Genomic DNA, 563 nt, shown 5'->3' with positions numbered 1-563 from the left:
CATCAACAGCTCCTGATTTTTCGACTGGACCCTCTATGATTTTGACATTTTCTTTGACTAAATGGTTTACCACTGATGTCAACGGCCAATCTGAAATTAAGCAAACATCACCTGAACCGACATTAGCTATATTTCGCGGTTCTTGGCCAAGAAGCTGAAAGTTAATCTTTTGATTTCCGAACGTTACAGCCTTACGACCATTGGCAAAAGTCACCTCTTCCATGCACAAAACCCGTTTATAAAAGTCCACTGATTTTTCTATGTCGGAGACTGTGAGAACAATATGATCTATATGATGAATCATCATTTTACTCCTTGCGCCCTAACGCCGCATTAAGGTGTGAGCAACGCTACCACGAAACTAAACCATACCACCGTAAACACAAAACCCAACGGTGGCACCATAAATGCCAAGCGTTGGGAATCACTCTTAAATGCTTTGTTATGTTTTACAGCACAAAGTTACTCTTGTACCAAAACGCCTTCATCCACCTCATAATCGCTTAATGAAGAATTAGAGGTAATATCAAGGCCTTCCAGCGGATTTTCGGTTGCCCACAGTG

The 563-nt window shown here is 41.6% G+C and carries 1 protein-coding gene; it reads right to left on the bottom strand.

Translation table 11 applies throughout. The annotated features are described in order from the left end of the window. The coding region (locus R8N49_RS29380; RefSeq protein WP_318190728.1) for a VOC family protein at nt 1–304 on the bottom strand (304 nt) is incomplete at its 3' end. Nucleotides 305–563: the final 259 nt, after the last annotated feature.

The organism is Vibrio sp. 1978, from assembly GCF_033344345.1.
Note: the sequence above shows the minus strand (reverse complement) of the source record. Positions and strands in the feature narration are given on the sequence as shown.